This window comes from Amycolatopsis sp. NPDC041971, assembly GCF_055588925.1.
In genome coordinates this window covers 256106-269494 of the sequence record NZ_JBVJCE010000007.1, presented here as the reverse complement: position 1 = coordinate 269494, position 13389 = coordinate 256106, and the positions used below count along the sequence as shown (strand labels likewise).

Annotated in this window: 13 protein-coding genes and 2 pseudogenes; 6 read left to right on the top strand and 9 right to left on the bottom strand. The window is 67.8% G+C overall.

The window, feature by feature from the left end; translation table 11 throughout:
• The first annotated feature begins 33 nt into the window (after window positions 1-33).
• Window positions 34-2229, top strand: a complete 2196-nt coding sequence (locus tag ACZ6DT_RS17190; RefSeq protein ID WP_465595487.1) for a terpene synthase family protein — start codon at window positions 34-36, stop codon at window positions 2227-2229.
• A gap of 79 nt (window positions 2230-2308) precedes the next feature.
• On the opposite strand, the gene ACZ6DT_RS17185 is transcribed toward ACZ6DT_RS17190, so the two are convergent.
• Window positions 2309-3496 (bottom strand): beta-1,3-glucanase family protein, encoded by a 1188-nt coding sequence (locus tag ACZ6DT_RS17185; RefSeq protein ID WP_465595484.1) that lies wholly within the window; start codon window positions 3494-3496, stop codon window positions 2309-2311.
• Window positions 3497-3799: 303 nt separating this feature from the next.
• Here ACZ6DT_RS17185 and ACZ6DT_RS17180 point away from each other — a divergent pair, with 303 nt between their 5' ends.
• From ACZ6DT_RS17180 to ACZ6DT_RS17170, 3 genes are all read left to right on the top strand, one after another.
• Complete coding sequence (locus ACZ6DT_RS17180) at window positions 3800-4420, top strand: sigma-70 family RNA polymerase sigma factor (RefSeq protein ID WP_465595481.1); 621 nt, start codon at window positions 3800-3802, stop codon at window positions 4418-4420.
• Between the two features lie 242 nt (window positions 4421-4662).
• Entirely contained in the window at window positions 4663-5025 is a 363-nt protein-coding gene (locus ACZ6DT_RS17175) for an ANTAR domain-containing protein (protein ID WP_465595478.1), read from the top strand.
• Window positions 5026-5076: 51 nt separating this feature from the next.
• Entirely contained in the window at window positions 5077-5976 is a 900-nt protein-coding gene (locus ACZ6DT_RS17170; protein WP_465595475.1) for a LysR family transcriptional regulator, read from the top strand.
• 170 nt (window positions 5977-6146) lie between these two features.
• Here ACZ6DT_RS17170 and ACZ6DT_RS17165 read toward each other — a convergent pair whose 3' ends face one another.
• Entirely contained in the window at window positions 6147-7142 is a 996-nt protein-coding gene (locus tag ACZ6DT_RS17165) for a small ribosomal subunit Rsm22 family protein (RefSeq protein WP_465595472.1), read from the bottom strand.
• 134 nt (window positions 7143-7276) lie between these two features.
• Between ACZ6DT_RS17165 and ACZ6DT_RS17160 the strand changes: the two genes are divergently transcribed.
• Together ACZ6DT_RS17160 and ACZ6DT_RS17155 are read left to right on the top strand one after the other, a co-directional pair.
• Window positions 7277-7693, top strand: coding sequence for a YciI family protein (locus tag ACZ6DT_RS17160; RefSeq protein ID WP_465595469.1), 417 nt, complete (start codon window positions 7277-7279; stop codon window positions 7691-7693).
• A gap of 30 nt (window positions 7694-7723) precedes the next feature.
• A complete protein-coding gene (locus tag ACZ6DT_RS17155) occupies window positions 7724-8995 on the top strand; it encodes an RNA polymerase sigma factor (RefSeq protein ID WP_465595466.1) in 1272 nt (423 codons plus the stop codon).
• 55 nt (window positions 8996-9050) lie between these two features.
• Here ACZ6DT_RS17155 and ACZ6DT_RS17150 read toward each other — a convergent pair whose 3' ends face one another.
• From ACZ6DT_RS17150 to ACZ6DT_RS17120, 7 genes and pseudogenes are all read right to left on the bottom strand, one after another.
• Window positions 9051-9446: a sigma factor-like helix-turn-helix DNA-binding protein gene (locus ACZ6DT_RS17150; RefSeq protein WP_465595463.1), complete on the bottom strand. Its 396-nt coding sequence runs from the start codon at window positions 9444-9446 to the stop codon at window positions 9051-9053.
• A gap of 122 nt (window positions 9447-9568) precedes the next feature.
• Window positions 9569-10441, bottom strand: coding sequence for a nuclease (locus ACZ6DT_RS17145; RefSeq protein ID WP_465595460.1), 873 nt, complete (start codon window positions 10439-10441; stop codon window positions 9569-9571).
• 209 nt (window positions 10442-10650) lie between these two features.
• Window positions 10651-10911, bottom strand: a pseudogene (locus ACZ6DT_RS17140) (L-lactate permease); the annotation flags it as partial.
• Between the two features lie 22 nt (window positions 10912-10933).
• A pseudogene (locus tag ACZ6DT_RS17135) lies at window positions 10934-11089 on the bottom strand (hypothetical protein); the annotation flags it as partial.
• A 60-nt stretch (window positions 11090-11149) separates the two neighbouring features.
• The gene (locus ACZ6DT_RS17130; protein WP_465595457.1) at window positions 11150-11932 is read right to left on the bottom strand and encodes an IclR family transcriptional regulator; all 783 of its coding nucleotides are present in this window, start codon (window positions 11930-11932) and stop codon (window positions 11150-11152) included.
• Between the two features lie 282 nt (window positions 11933-12214).
• Window positions 12215-12622, bottom strand: a complete 408-nt coding sequence (locus ACZ6DT_RS17125) for a CoA-binding protein (RefSeq protein WP_465595454.1) — start codon at window positions 12620-12622, stop codon at window positions 12215-12217.
• A gap of 147 nt (window positions 12623-12769) precedes the next feature.
• Window positions 12770-13342, bottom strand: a complete 573-nt coding sequence (locus ACZ6DT_RS17120; RefSeq protein WP_465595451.1) for a hypothetical protein — start codon at window positions 13340-13342, stop codon at window positions 12770-12772.
• Window positions 13343-13389 lie beyond the last annotated feature (47 nt).

Here is a 13389-nt window from a genome sequence, read left to right as displayed (position 1 = left end):
CGTATCCGACACCCGCGCGGGAGGCAGTCGCCGATGCAGGCTTTCACCTTGCCCGAGTTCTACGTGCCGCATCCGGCCAGGATGAATCCGCACCTCGAAGCGGCGCGAACGCACAGTATGGCCTGGTCCAGGCGAATGGGCATGCTCGATTCACCGGCGCCGTCCGGTGACGTCGTCTGGACCGAACAGGCGCTGGCGAAAATGGATTACGCGCTGCTCTGCGCGCACACCCATCCGGACTGTGACGGGCCGTCCCTCGATCTGGTCACGGACTGGTACGTCTGGGTGTTCTTCTTCGACGACGATTTCCTCGCGCAATTCAAGTACACCCGGAACACCGAGGGCGCGAAGGCTTATTTGGACCGGCTGGAACTGTTCATGACCGGGCCGGGGGAAACCTCTCCGGAACCGGAGAATCCCGCCGAAGCCGGGCTCAAGGACCTTTGGGCGCGCACCATTCCTTCGATGTCGGAAGCCTGGCGGCGGCGTTTCGTCACCAGTACGCACAACCTGATGGTCGAATCGCTCTGGGAACTGGACAACATCGACCGCGGCCGGATCGCGAACCCCATCGAATACGTCCAGATGCGCCGTCGCGTCGGCGGGGCGCCGTGGTCGGCGAACCTGATCGAGTACGCCGTCGGTGCCGAAGTGCCGGACAGGATCGCCGCGACCAGGCCGATGGAGGTGCTGCGTGACACCTTCGCCGACGCCGTCCACCTTCGCAACGATCTCTTTTCCTACCAACGAGAAGTGCGGGAAGAGGGCGAAAACTCCAACGCCGTCCTCGTCTTCGAGAAGTTCCTCGACTGCCCGACGCAGGAGGCCGCCGAACTCACCAACGACCTGCTGACCTCGCGGTTGCAGCAGTTCGAGAACACCGCGCTCGTCGAAGTGCCCGCGCTGCTGGCCGAACACGACGTCTCGCTGCCCGAACAGATCGGGATCGGCCTGTACGTCAAAGGCCTGCAGGACTGGCAGTCCGGCGGTCACGAATGGCACGCGCGGTCGAGCCGGTACATGAACGAGGGCCCGGTGACCGGCGCCCACGGGCCGAGCGGGCTCGGCACCGGATCGCTGCGGCTCTCGCCGAACCGGCTGGGGCTGGCCCAGCGGGTACGGCAGCAGGCGCCTCCGCCGTTCGCGAAGGTGGGACAGCTGCCGCTGCCGGAATTCCGCATGCCGTACCCCGTGCGCACCAGTCCGCATCTCGCCGCCGCCCGGGAGTACGCGCCGGGCTGGGCGCGGGAGATGGGGATGTTCGAGGACGGCGGGATCTGGGACGAGCGCCGGATGCGCGGCATCGACCTGCCGCACTGCGCCGCGATGATCCACGCGGACTCGGATCTCGAACAGCTCAAACTGTCGTCGGATTGGCTGACCTGGGGCACCTACGGCGACGACTACTTCCCAGTCGTCTTCGGGATGAGAAGGGACCCCGTCGCCGCGAAACTGTGCAATGACCGCCTTTCCCTCTTCATGCCACTCGACGGCGAGCCGGTGCCGAAGCCGTCGAACCCGGTCGAGCGCGGCCTCGAGGACCTGTGGAAGCGCACCGCAGGACCGCTGGCCCCACCCGCGCGGGCGGAATTCCGGCAGGCGATCGAGAGGATGACCGCGAGCTGGGTCTGGGAGGTGGCGAACCAGGCGCAGAACCGTGTACCCGACCCGGTCGACTACGTGGAGATGCGGCGGCGGACGTTCGGTTCGGACCTGACGAAGAGCCTCGCCCGGCTCCAGCTCGGCGATGTCGTACCGCCGGAGATCTACCAGAATCGGGTGCTGTTCGAACTCGACACCGCCGCCCAGGACTACGCGACGTTCACCAACGATCTCTTCTCTTACCAGAAGGAAGTCGAATACGAGGGCGAGGTGCACAACCTGGTCTACGTCGTGGAGCGTTTCTTGGGCCTCGACCGGATCGAGGCCCGTGACATCGCGGCCCGGCTGATGAACGCGCGGATGGACCAGTTCGACCAGCTCGCCGACGAGGATCTGCCGCGGATGTGCGACGACCTCGGGCTCCACGACGACGTCCGCGCGGTGCTGACCCGATACGCGGACAACATGAAGGACTGGATGGCCGGAATCCTGGAGTGGCACCGTAAATGCGTGCGGTACACACCGGAGGAGCTGGAACGCCTCCGCACTCCCGAGCCGCCGAAGTTCTCGCTCAAGCCGAGCGGGATCGGCATGTCGGCCTGGCGGATCGGGAGCGGGGCGCGTTGACGGGCCGTGGGTGTCCATAACGGACACTCACGACTCACTCGGGAAACCGCGCGAACTACCCTGATCGGGCGCTCGCGGCTCAGAACGCGGTCAGGATGATCCGCGCGGTGCGCGGGTCGCCGTCGTGCACCAGCGACTCGAAGTGCCCGACGTCGTCGAAGGCGAATCCGTACGCCTTCCCGTCGACCATCTGCTCGTGCACGATCCGCGAGTAGTGGTCGGTCACGGGCTGCTTGTAGAACTGGCCCGCGTCGTAGGTCGGCTGCGTGTGCAGGGAGCCGAGGGTCGAGCGGTGCAGCGCCGCGCACAGCGTCCGCGCGATCGGGCCGACGACCTGATCGTTCGGCGCGTGAAGCCGTCCGTCGCAGTTGAAGACGTCGCGGGTGCTCGGCTTGCCGAACGACGCGACCGTCGCGCCCGAGGTGTCGGTGAAGCGCATGACGTCGTCCCCGCCGGTCCGGCCGGTGAACTTCTTGCCGGGTTCGGCCTCGAACGGGACCACGGTCAGCGGTGTCGACTTGTAGGTGTTCCAGGCGCTCGTGACATAGCCGTCGAGGTAGTTCCCGCTGAACTTGCCGGTGTCGAGCCCCTTGCCCGGCGCGAGGACCCGCAGCCGGTTGTACACCAGATTCGAGAATCCGGACTGGCCTTGGACGGCGTTGAAGATGTTCTCGCGGCCGCCGGCCTTGAGGCGTCCGGCCTCCTTGTTCGTACCGGCCCCGTTGGTGAGCCCGACGGCGTGCGGCACGCTGAACATGTCGACCTGCGAGCTGTTGATGAACAACCCGCCGTTGTCGTAGGTGAATTCGCTCCAGTCGAACAGGATGTCGCGGTTCGGGTCGCCGTCGGCCCACGGCGCCGGCTGGACCAGCCCGTCCGGGGTCAGGAAGAACTTGATCTTCTGCCCGAACGACAGGTAGACGCGGCCCGAGAGCATCCGCGGGATCCGCAGCGTGGTCGAACCGCCGTTGCCGGGCCCCGCGATCGCGACGTCCGGCGCGGGGCTCGGCGGGTTCGCCCCCGGAGGCCACGGGGTGAAGGCGCCGGCGGCGTTGACGTAGCCGAGTTTGCCGGTGTCGAGGTTCGTCCCGAGTACGTAGAGATGAACCGCCTCGGAGCGGTTCGAATTGTTGGTGACGGTCAAAGGCAGCGGATCGGGGCCGGCGGCGACCGCGGTGGGTGCCGAAAGCGCTGAAACGCCGGTGACCAGGGGGAGAGCGACCGTCAACGCGGTCAAAACGCGCCGGATCTTCTTACGGATGCGCACAATTCACTCCTCGGCGGAATCCCGCCGCGGGACGCGAACGCGCCGCGGCGGTGCTTGCGGATGTCGGCCGGGGGCGCGTTCCCGGCCTGGGGTGTGACCTTGGCGAAGGGTCTCAGCACGGGAAGTTACGTCGCCGGGCCCGGAGATGTCCAGACCACTGGTGGGAATCTGTCCGGTTTTCCGCCGGGGCGGACAATTTGTCGCGGACCTTCGTCGATTGAGGTGGCCGGTTCTCTCGACTACCGTTGACCGCGTTCCGTCCTGGACCCCGGCGGCCGGGTTTCTCATCCGTGGGAGCGGGACATGAACGACGATTTTCCGATGCGAAGAACCGGCGGCGGCGAGACGTGGATTTCCCCCGTCGGCTGGGACGACCTCGCCAAGGCGGCGGTGGACGGCGGGCCGCACGGCATGGACGACCTCATGGCCGCCGTCAACGCGTGGGCGCGGAAGTACGCCGAGATCCGCCTCGGCGGCCGCGACCTGACCTGTCTCGAACCGGCCGACGTGGCGCAGGAGATCTGCCTCGCGGTCTTCGTCGCGCTTCCCGGGCACGGCCTGCGCGGCGGCTCCTTCCTGTTCCTCCTGCGCGCCATCGCGGCGAACAAGGTCGCCGACGCCTTCCGGAAGGCGTCGCGGAGCAAACAGGTGCTGACCGGTGAACTCCCCGAACGTCCGGCGATGGCCGCCGACGAACCGGAACAGCGCGCACTGCGGGCCGACCTCGGGGTCCGGCTCGGCAGGCTGATGCGGTCCCTGCCCGTCGCCCATCGGGAAGTGCTGGGGATGCGGGTGATCGGCGAACTGACGTCGAACGAGACCGCCGCGGCGCTCGGTACGACGTCGTCGCGCGTGCGGGTGACCAAACACCGGGCGATCAGCAGGCTGCGCGCCCGCGTTCAGCGCCAGGACGTCTTGAGCTGAATACGGACCAGCAGCCGGAGAAAGGGATTCCCCCGTTTGGCCCGGGTCTCGAGAATGCGAACGCACATGGCCCCTCCAGAGCTCGCCGGCGGACACGTTCGCCGGGGGCCAGGACGAGCGGTCTCGGGTCCCACCCTAGGGCCGGACCGGGGGACCGGAACCGGCTGAACGGACGATTGATGCCATCCGGCTCGTCCGTTCGGCTCTTCGGGGGTCCGGGCGATGACGCGCAATCTCGTTCCGTGTACGCGTTGCCGGTGCGCCGCCGCGACGAAGTGATCGGCGCGCTGAACCTGTTCGGCACCCGCCCCGATTCGCGCGACGACGCCGGATCGAGGCTCGGGCAGGCGCTCGCGGACATCGCCACGATCGGCATCCAGCATCACCGTCTGTTGTGGCGGCAGGAAACCCTCACCGCGCGGCGGCAAACGGCGTTGAACAGCCGGGTGATCATCGAACAGGCGAAAGGAGTGCTCGCCGAACGGCTCCGGGTTTCGGTGGACGACGCGTTCGGCGTAATGTGCGCCTACGCGCGGAGCAACAATCGCAAGATTCTCTCCGTCGCGACCGGGATCATCGACCGCACAGTGGAAATCCCGCGCTGAACGATACCGATTGGCGCTTGTCCGCTCGCCGGTGATACCTAGACTGGATGGGTGTTCTCCCTGGAACAGCTGGTGAGTTTCGTCGCGGTGGCCGAGGAACTGCACTACGGCCGGGCGGCGGAGCGGCTCTCGATGACCCAGCCGCCGTTGAGCAGACGGATCCAGTTGCTGGAGCGCGAACTGGGGGTCGAACTTTTCGACCGTAAGCACCGTATGGTCCGGCTGACACCCGCCGGACGGGTTTTTCTCGCCGAGGCAAGGAAGATACTGCGTTCGGCGCAAGAGGCGACGTTGTATGCCCGTCGGGCGAAGAAGGGTGAGGTCGGCGTCGTCACGCTCGGTTTCACCGCCACCGCCGCCTATTCGTATCTCGACCGCGTCGTCGGCGCGGTGAACGCCGAGGTGCCCGGTGTCGATCTCGTGCTGCGGGAGATGGCGACCGCGGCGCAGGTGGAGGAATTGCTGGCGGGCGGGATCGATCTCGGCATGATCCGGCCGCCGGTCACCGGCGCCGACGTCGTGACTTTGCCGCTGTGGCGGGAACCGCTGCTGGCGGCGCTGCCTTCCGCGCATCCTTTGGCGCGGCGCGAGAAGAATCCCGACGTCCGGGACTTCGACGGCGAGCCGTTCATCATGTACTCGCCGTCGGAGGGCCGGTACTTCCACGATCTGCTCGTGGCGGTGTTCCGCGCCGCCCGGGTGTTGCCGGAGTACACGCAATACCCCTGTCAGGTGCATACGGTGCTCGCACTGGTCAAGGCAGCCCTCGGCGTCGCGCTGGTGCCCGCCGCGGCCGCCGCGCTGCGGTTCGAGGGTGTCGTGCTGCGCCCGGTGGGCGGGGTCGAGGGCCGTCCGGTGGAACTCGAACTGATGTGGCGGCGGGGCAACGACAATCCGGCACTCGGCGCGTTGCTCGCCGTCATCGGCAATCCCGCGCGGCGAGGTCCGTGAAGGTCACCTGAGGGGACTGGAGGCGGAACACACGTGATTGGAGCCTTAACTCGCGTGATTGGAGCCGGATCTCGCGTGATTGGAGCCGGAACGGCTCCAATCACGCGAGTTACGGCTGGAAGCACGCGTCATCCGGGTTGACGGCAGGACCCGGCGACACACTCATGAGGTCACCGGCCGGGCCAGGCGTCACCCCATTCGGCGTCGCGGGCCGCGCGGTAGGCCTCGCCGTGCCGTTTGGTGACGATCGTTTCGGTGAGCCCGGCTTCGGCGCACAGGGACAGGCTGACCATGCCCTTGCGTTTGACCGGATGCCGCAGGATCCGGCCTTCGGCCCGTGCCGGCGCCGTGCGCGAGGCGACGACGTACGAGAACTTCTCGTCCTCGAAGCCGAGCGTCCCGGACTTGAGCTGGCGGTGCAGGCCGGTGCGCGGGAGGCGCGCGGAGAAATGGCACCAGTCCTTGCCGCGCGGGATCGGGCACGCGCCCTCGTGCGGGCAGGGCGCGACCAGCGAAAGCCCGAGTTCGACGAGCCGATCCCGCGCGTCGACGATCCGTTCGTAGCCCGCGGGCGTGCCGGGTTCGATCAGCACCAGCATCCCGGCCTTCGCCGACAGCCAGCGGACGGTGTCCGCCCGGCGGGTTTCGGGCAGCTCGCCGAGGACGTAGGAAAGGGTCACCAGATCGGCGTCCGGCGCGGGTGCGGCCGGGTCGATCAGGCCGCGCTGCCAGGTCGAGCCGCGGACCGCCTTGCCACCGGCGTTCCCCGCCAGTCGCCTGCCCAGCGCGATCGCGCCCGGGACCTGTTCGACGACGGTGCTCTCCTCCAGCGACGGCCACACGTCGGCCGCCGCCCAGATCGCGGCGCCGGTCCCGCCGCCGACGTCGATCTGCGTGCGCGGAGCGAACCCGGGAGCGCGAAGGGCGGCTTCGGCGAGAACGGCGTGTACGGCCGCGTACGTGGCCGGCATCCGGTAGCCCGCGTACGCCGCGATGTCGATCTCGGAGGAGAGGATGGGCGCGTCCGCGGGGTTGTTCTCGCGGTAGCGCGTGCTGAGCCGCTCGACGGACTGCGTCAGCCTGTTCTGCGGGTACTTGCCCAGCTCTTGATCGAGGGCGGAGCGGAGATCTGAGGGGAGGGTCGCCACGGCCCAGGATTCTCCCATGCGGCCTTGACCTGCGGTTTCGCGGCTGTTCGAATACTCGCGAAAAAAGTTCGGGGACCGTGTCGAAACCGGGGGTGCCCGATCGACGCGTTGATGTGGCAGGGGACGAGCCCCGCCGGGAACGGAGACTCGAGATGCGGTTCATGGTGATTGTCAAGAGCGACGAGAAGACCGACGTGGCCGGTGCTCAGCCGAGTGCCGAGGAGTTGCAGGAGATGGGGAAGTTCAACGAGGAGCTGGTGAAGGCCGGCGTCATGCTCGCGGGTGAAGGACTGCTCCCCAGCGCCGAGGGCGTCCGCCTCCAGTACTCCGGCACCACCGAGGCCAGGGTCGTCGACGGGCCTTTCGCCGAGAGCAAGGAACTCATCGCGGGTTTCTGGATCTTGCAGGTCAAGGACAAGGCCGAGGTCATCGAATGGATGAAGCGCGCGCCGTTCCGCGAGGGCGAGATCGAAATTCGCCGGGTCGCGGAGATGGAAGACTTCGACAACGCCACTCCCGAGATCGTCGAGCACGAGCAGAAGCTGCGGGAGCAGGCCGAGGCGAACTAGTGGTTGCGGTCGTCGCGCCGACGATGTTGATTGGTCGGCGTGACGGCAACAGCAGACCCCCGTTCGGCGATCGACGCGGTGTGGCGGATCGAGTCGGCCCGCCTCATCGCCGGCCTCGCGCGGATGACGCGCGACGTCGGCCTCGCGGAGGAACTCGCGCAGGACGCGCTGGTCGCCGCGCTCGAGCAGTGGCCGGAGTCGGGGGTCCCGAGGAATCCGGGCGCCTGGCTCATGACCACGGCCAAACGCCGGGCCGTCGACACCTTCCGGCGCAACGAGCGGTACGAACGGAAGCTCGGCGAGATCGGCCGCGAGCAGGAGTTCGAGGAGGAACCCGACTTCACCGCGGGCCTCGACGACCACATCGAGGACGATCTGCTGCGACTGGTGTTCACCGCCTGCCATCCGGTGCTTTCGACCGAGGCCAGGGTGGCGCTGACGCTGAAGATGATCGGCGGACTCCAGACGCACGAGATCGCCCGGGCGTTCCTCGCCAAGGAGACCGCCATCGCGCAGCGCATCGTCCGCGCGAAGAAGACGCTCGGCGACGCCAAGGTGCCGTTCGAGGTGCCCGAGGGGGCCGACCGCGTCGCGCGCCTGGAGTCGGTGCTCGAAGTGATCTACCTGATCTTCAACGAGGGCTACTCCGCGACGGCGGGTGAGGACTGGATGCGGCCGGCGCTGTGTGAAGAAGCGCTGCGGCTCGGCCGGATACTGGCCGGGCTCGTGCCGAAGGAACCCGAGGTGCACGGACTCGTTTCGCTGATGGAGATCCAGGCGTCGCGATCGGCGGCGCGCGTCGGACCGAACGGCGAACCCGTACTGCTGATGGATCAGGACCGGACGAAATGGAACCGGCTCCTGATCGGCCGCGGCCTCGCCGCCCTGGAACTCGCCGAATCGCTCACGGGCGGCGCTTTCGGCGTCTACGCCGCGCAAGCCGCCATCGCCGCCTGCCACGCGCGGGCGCGAACGGGCGAGGAGACCGACTGGGCACGCATCGCGACCCTGTACGAAGGGCTCGGGAAGCTGAACCCGTCGCCGGTGATCGAACTGAACCGCGCCGTGGCGCTGTCGATGGCCGTCGGACCGGAAGCGGGACTCGCGGTCGTCGACAAGCTGACCTCGGAGCCCGCGCTGAAGTCGTACCACCTGCTGCCGAGCGTGCGCGGCGACTTCCTGGCGAAGCTCGGCCGTCTGGCCGAGGCCCGCGCCGAATTCGAGCGCGCGGCGGAGATGACCGGGAACGACCGTGAGCGCACCCTCCTGCTGAACCGCGCGGCGGAGTGCGACCGCGTTTAGTCCTCTGGATGCGGTCCTTGCACGCGCAACTACCGCGTTCAGAGGACGAAATGCGTCAGGCGGGGGCCGGCCGCAGCGCGGTCAGCGCCCGGTGCTGGCCCAGCCGGACGGCCTGCACGGTGCAGCCGAGCGCCAGCGCGGTGTCGTCGGCGGAAAGCCCGACGAGCGACCGCAGCACCATGATCTCGCGCTGCTGGCCCGGCAGCCCCGAAAGGGGGTTCGGCAGTTCGGCGGTGGTCCGGTGGAAGTCGTCGACGAGGCCGTGCGTGACGTCGTAGGCGAACGCGAGGGGCGCGGCCGCCCCCGCCGCCCCGGCGAGGATTTCGCGGCAGCTGTCCTTCGCGATCTCGTCGGCGATGTCGTAGGTGCCCGACCGACGTCCGATCCGCGCCCGGCAGTAACGCACGACCAAGACGCGGACGGCGTCGACGAGCTTCGAGGCTGTCTCCATCCGCCCGCCGGCCTCCGGCGACCGTCGCGAACCGTGTCCTTGCATCGGCTCCCTCTCCACCTTTCAGATGAGCACGGCGAAGGGGCGGCAGGTACGGTCTTTTTGCCGACACGGGCCGACATTCACGCCTCGATGAAGACGATCCGCTCGGGCTCGGTCGTCAGGTTCACGGTCTGCCGCTTCACGCTCACCAGGGTCTCGAACTCCGTGGCGTGCCCGTCCGGGACGGTGAACAGGCGGTCGTCGCGGGAATCGAGGAAGTCGGAGAAGCCGGTGAGCGAGACCCCGCCGGTTTCGTCGAGCGCGAGGTAGTCGACGAGCCTGCGGAACAGTTTCGGCAGGATCACCAGTTCGTCGGCCAGCTGACGCCGCGACGAAAGCCTGAACCCGGAGTTCGTGACGTCCTGCGACCACAGCCCGAGCCCGTCCTGACGGGCCTTGATCGCGGCTTCGGCCAAAGCGGCACGGAGATCGGGATAGAGCAGTGAATAGAACGTCGGATAGACGAGGCCGTCCGCGACCTGCCGGTGGTTCACGGAGTTCTTCAGCGTTTTGACGTCGAGATGGACCTTGGAAAGGTCCGCGGACCTTCCCGGCCGTTGTCCGGGAAAGGCGAACGCCACCGCTCGTCCGTATTTGTCGGCGAATCGCGTCAGTATGTGACCCGGTACCTTGATCGGGGTCGCCGAAGTGACCCTTCCCCGTTCATCGCGTTCGACCGTTTTGAAGCCGAGGACCTTCAGCAGGTTCGTCGCGGCGGCGTCGGCGAATTCCGCGGGCTGATGCCACATCCCGCCGGTTCCCCTGGCCTGGTAATGCGTTTCGAGCGCGTCGATCGCGTCGAGCCGCAACTGCATCCCGCCCCGCGAATTGAGCCGGACCTTCAGGCCCGCCTTCTTGGTAGCCTGGGGATCTTCGGGATAGAACCGCACCGAATCGCCGTCCGGTGCGGCTCCGACTAACTGGAACGTACCTTTGATCAGCGTCATGGGCATGAGGACAACGGTAGTTCCCATTTCGGTGAACGAAGCTGACGTTCATCCATCCAGCCCAATCGCCGGTAAAGATCGCGTGACCATTGTGGACATTTTCGGAGGCCGGAATTCATTCGCGCGCAATGATCGAGCAGGCGATGCCGCCGGATGAATCGCGTCGGCCGTGACCCACGCGCGAGCGGCGGGCTGCGAGTGGTTGCACGTCGACTTCACGGGCTCGGGATCATGAACTCCAGCACCGTCGCGTGCGGCAACGCGATGACGCCGATGGACAGGTTCCGCGGCGAGATCAGCTTGCCCATCACGCCGCCGGAGGTGTTCGTGGCACCGGCGAGGATCGGGTCGACGTGCGGTTGCCGCGCCGAAATCACCTGCATCGGCCCGAAGAGGCTGTTCGTCGACGCGTCCGAGCCGGTGAGAAAGACGCCCAGCCGGCCGATGTAGGCGGAGAACAACGGGAACAGCACCCCGTGGTCGCCACTCGAACCGTCCGGTCGCGACGGTGACGTGGTGGAAGTACACGGCGTGGAACGCGATCCAGGCCACCGACCACACCCCGAACACGAGGCCCATGGCCACGGAATCGAAGGCGAGCCCGGCGGTCATGCGGTACAGCGATACCGCGACCAGCAGCACGACGATCGGCAACGCCGCCAGCGCCGCGGACAGCCACAGCCCGCCGGCTGCTAGTCCTGGACCCAGCCCACCTCAGCCCCTTTGCGCGCGGACGTAACCCAGCCGGAGCGAAAGCGCGGCGGCGGTCCCGGCCACCGTCGCGCCCAGTTCGTCGGTGCGGCGGAGCACCCGGCCGGCGGGGCCCGCGATGCTGATCGCGGCGATCGGCCGTCCGGTGTGGTCGCGGACGGCGGCGGCCACACAGCCCACGTCCGGTTCGTTTTCGACGTCGTCCACGGCCCAGCCGCGACGGCTCGTCCTGGCGAGGTCGTCGAGCAGCCGGGCCGGATCGTTGATCGTCTTGAGCGTGAGACTGTCGAGTTTCATCCGGCGGATGCGTTCGACGCGGTCCTGTTCGGGCAGTGCCGCCAGCCACGCCTTGCCCAGCGACGTCGCGTGCTGCGGGCGGCGGGTGCCGAGACGGCAGGCCAGGGTGACGGCGTTGGCGCTGCGTTCGGTGGCGACGTAGACCATCGTGTCGTTGTCGGGGACGGCGAGATACGTCGTCTCGCCGCTCCGCTCGGCGAGCGACGCGAGATAGCGCGGCGCGCACCGGTGGAGGTCGGTCGCCGCCATCGCGCGGGCGCCGAGTTCGACCAGCCTGGTGCCGAGCCGCACGCGGCCGGTGGCGCGATCGGCTTCGAGGTATTCGAGGTTCTTGAGGGTGCCGACGATGCGGTAGGCGGCGCTCCGGGAGAGACCCAGAGTCCGGGCGATCGCGTTGGTGGAAATCTCCTGGTTCTTGCCGACGTGCTCGAGAACAGCTAGGCCGCGCTCGAGTGTGCCACTGGAATCCAGGCCTCGTGGTGTGCCCACTTCGCCCCTCCGTTGGACCGGGGTACCGGTGATCGGCACCTGTTTCCGCTAAGCGGGTTCGGACGTTAACAGCTCGGCCCACCGTTGGGAAGGTCTCTTAACAAAGTGACTACCGGACAAGTTTTCCCTGCTCGGGGCCATCCGGTCAAGATCACCGGTTCGGCCCAATCCGTTAGGTGGGTTCCGATTCGGCGTATGACTTCAGGGGTCATCTTTCTGTTCACGGACATGAAAGAACCCTCGCCGGAAAATCGCGGCGAGGGCTCGGGCGGGAGTGCGTTTCTAACGCACCGACAGATTCGCGACCGCTCGGACGACGGCCGTGCAGCGGTCTTCGACATAGGCCAGGCCGCCTTCTTCGGCGATCCGGCGGGACTCGGCGGAGACGATGTCCTGCTGAAGCCAGAGCGCCTTGGCGCCGATCGCGACGGCCTGTTCGGCGATCGGCGGGGTGTCCGCGGCCGGGCGGAAGACGTCGACCAGGTCGACCGGCTCCGGGATGTCGGTGAGCGAGCGGTAGGCCTTTTCGCCCAGCAACTCGTCGGCCGAAGGATGGACGGGGATGATCCGGAACCCGTGTGCCTGCAGTACGGCGGCGACCCCGTGCGAAGCCTTGGCCGGATCGCGGCTCAGGCCCACGACGGCGATCGTCTTCGAACCGGCGAGGATCTCGGTGGCGCGATCGGTCATATCCGATACAACCACGGCGGACGCCGGTGAATTCCTGAGTGTCTGGTGGTGAACCCGCGTCCGCGCCCCGCCACCGCGATAGCGGGGCCTTCGGCCAGGGCGGGTTCACTCCTATGGTCACTTTCCGGATGAACCCATCAACAGGCTCTAAAGCTTCCAGAGCCGCAGGCCGCGCACCCGGTACACCGGCCAGACGACGTGCCAGGGGCGGCGCCGCAGGAATACCGCCGAACAGGTCAAGACGCTGCGCGCGGACGTCGTCGCGACGTCGTGGCGGTCCGGCCAGATATCACCGTGCCTCCCGGCGGCGATCCGGAAGACGTTGACCAGGCCGCGGCCCTGCAGGTCGAACTTCGCGCCGGTGTCACCGGAATCGGGGGAAAGTGAGGCGATCTCCGGGCCGAACGCGGCCGCGGGCGCCGGCCCCGCGTCGGCGGGGAGGTCACCGACGGTCGAGGAGACGGCCTTGCCGTAGAGCCGTCGGGTGTAGCGCTGGAGCAACAGCCGCTCCCACAACGGCAGGACACGGCGGTGCTTGAGCAATGCCGAACACTCCGCGTGCCCGATGGCGAAGATGTCGGTCAGTTCGTCGTAGGCGTTGTGCGCGGGGGGCTCGTTGAGGTGCACCCGCACCTCGTAACGGATGCGCGCGGTGAGCTCGTCGAGCTCCTCACGGCGGTCGATCCTGGTCTTCGCCCGGGAGAGCGCCCAATCGGACATGGGTGCAGGCTAGGTGATGATCGCGGCCCCGCAAGACACTTTCGGCC

Coding starts and splice junctions, on each gene's coding strand:
- ACZ6DT_RS17160 (WP_465595469.1), top strand. CDS start 7,277: ATGCGGTTCATGGTGATTGTCAAGAGCGACGAGAAGACCGACGTGGCC.
- ACZ6DT_RS17180 (WP_465595481.1), top strand. CDS start 3,800: ATGAACGACGATTTTCCGATGCGAAGAACCGGCGGCGGCGAGACGTGG.
- ACZ6DT_RS17145 (WP_465595460.1), bottom strand. CDS start 10,441: ATGCCCATGACGCTGATCAAAGGTACGTTCCAGTTAGTCGGAGCCGCA.
- ACZ6DT_RS17165 (WP_465595472.1), bottom strand. CDS start 7,142: ATGGGAGAATCCTGGGCCGTGGCGACCCTCCCCTCAGATCTCCGCTCC.
- ACZ6DT_RS17120 (WP_465595451.1), bottom strand. CDS start 13,342: ATGTCCGATTGGGCGCTCTCCCGGGCGAAGACCAGGATCGACCGCCGT.
- ACZ6DT_RS17125 (WP_465595454.1), bottom strand. CDS start 12,622: ATGACCGATCGCGCCACCGAGATCCTCGCCGGTTCGAAGACGATCGCC.
- ACZ6DT_RS17150 (WP_465595463.1), bottom strand. CDS start 9,446: ATGGAGACAGCCTCGAAGCTCGTCGACGCCGTCCGCGTCTTGGTCGTG.
- ACZ6DT_RS17190 (WP_465595487.1), top strand. CDS start 34: ATGCAGGCTTTCACCTTGCCCGAGTTCTACGTGCCGCATCCGGCCAGG.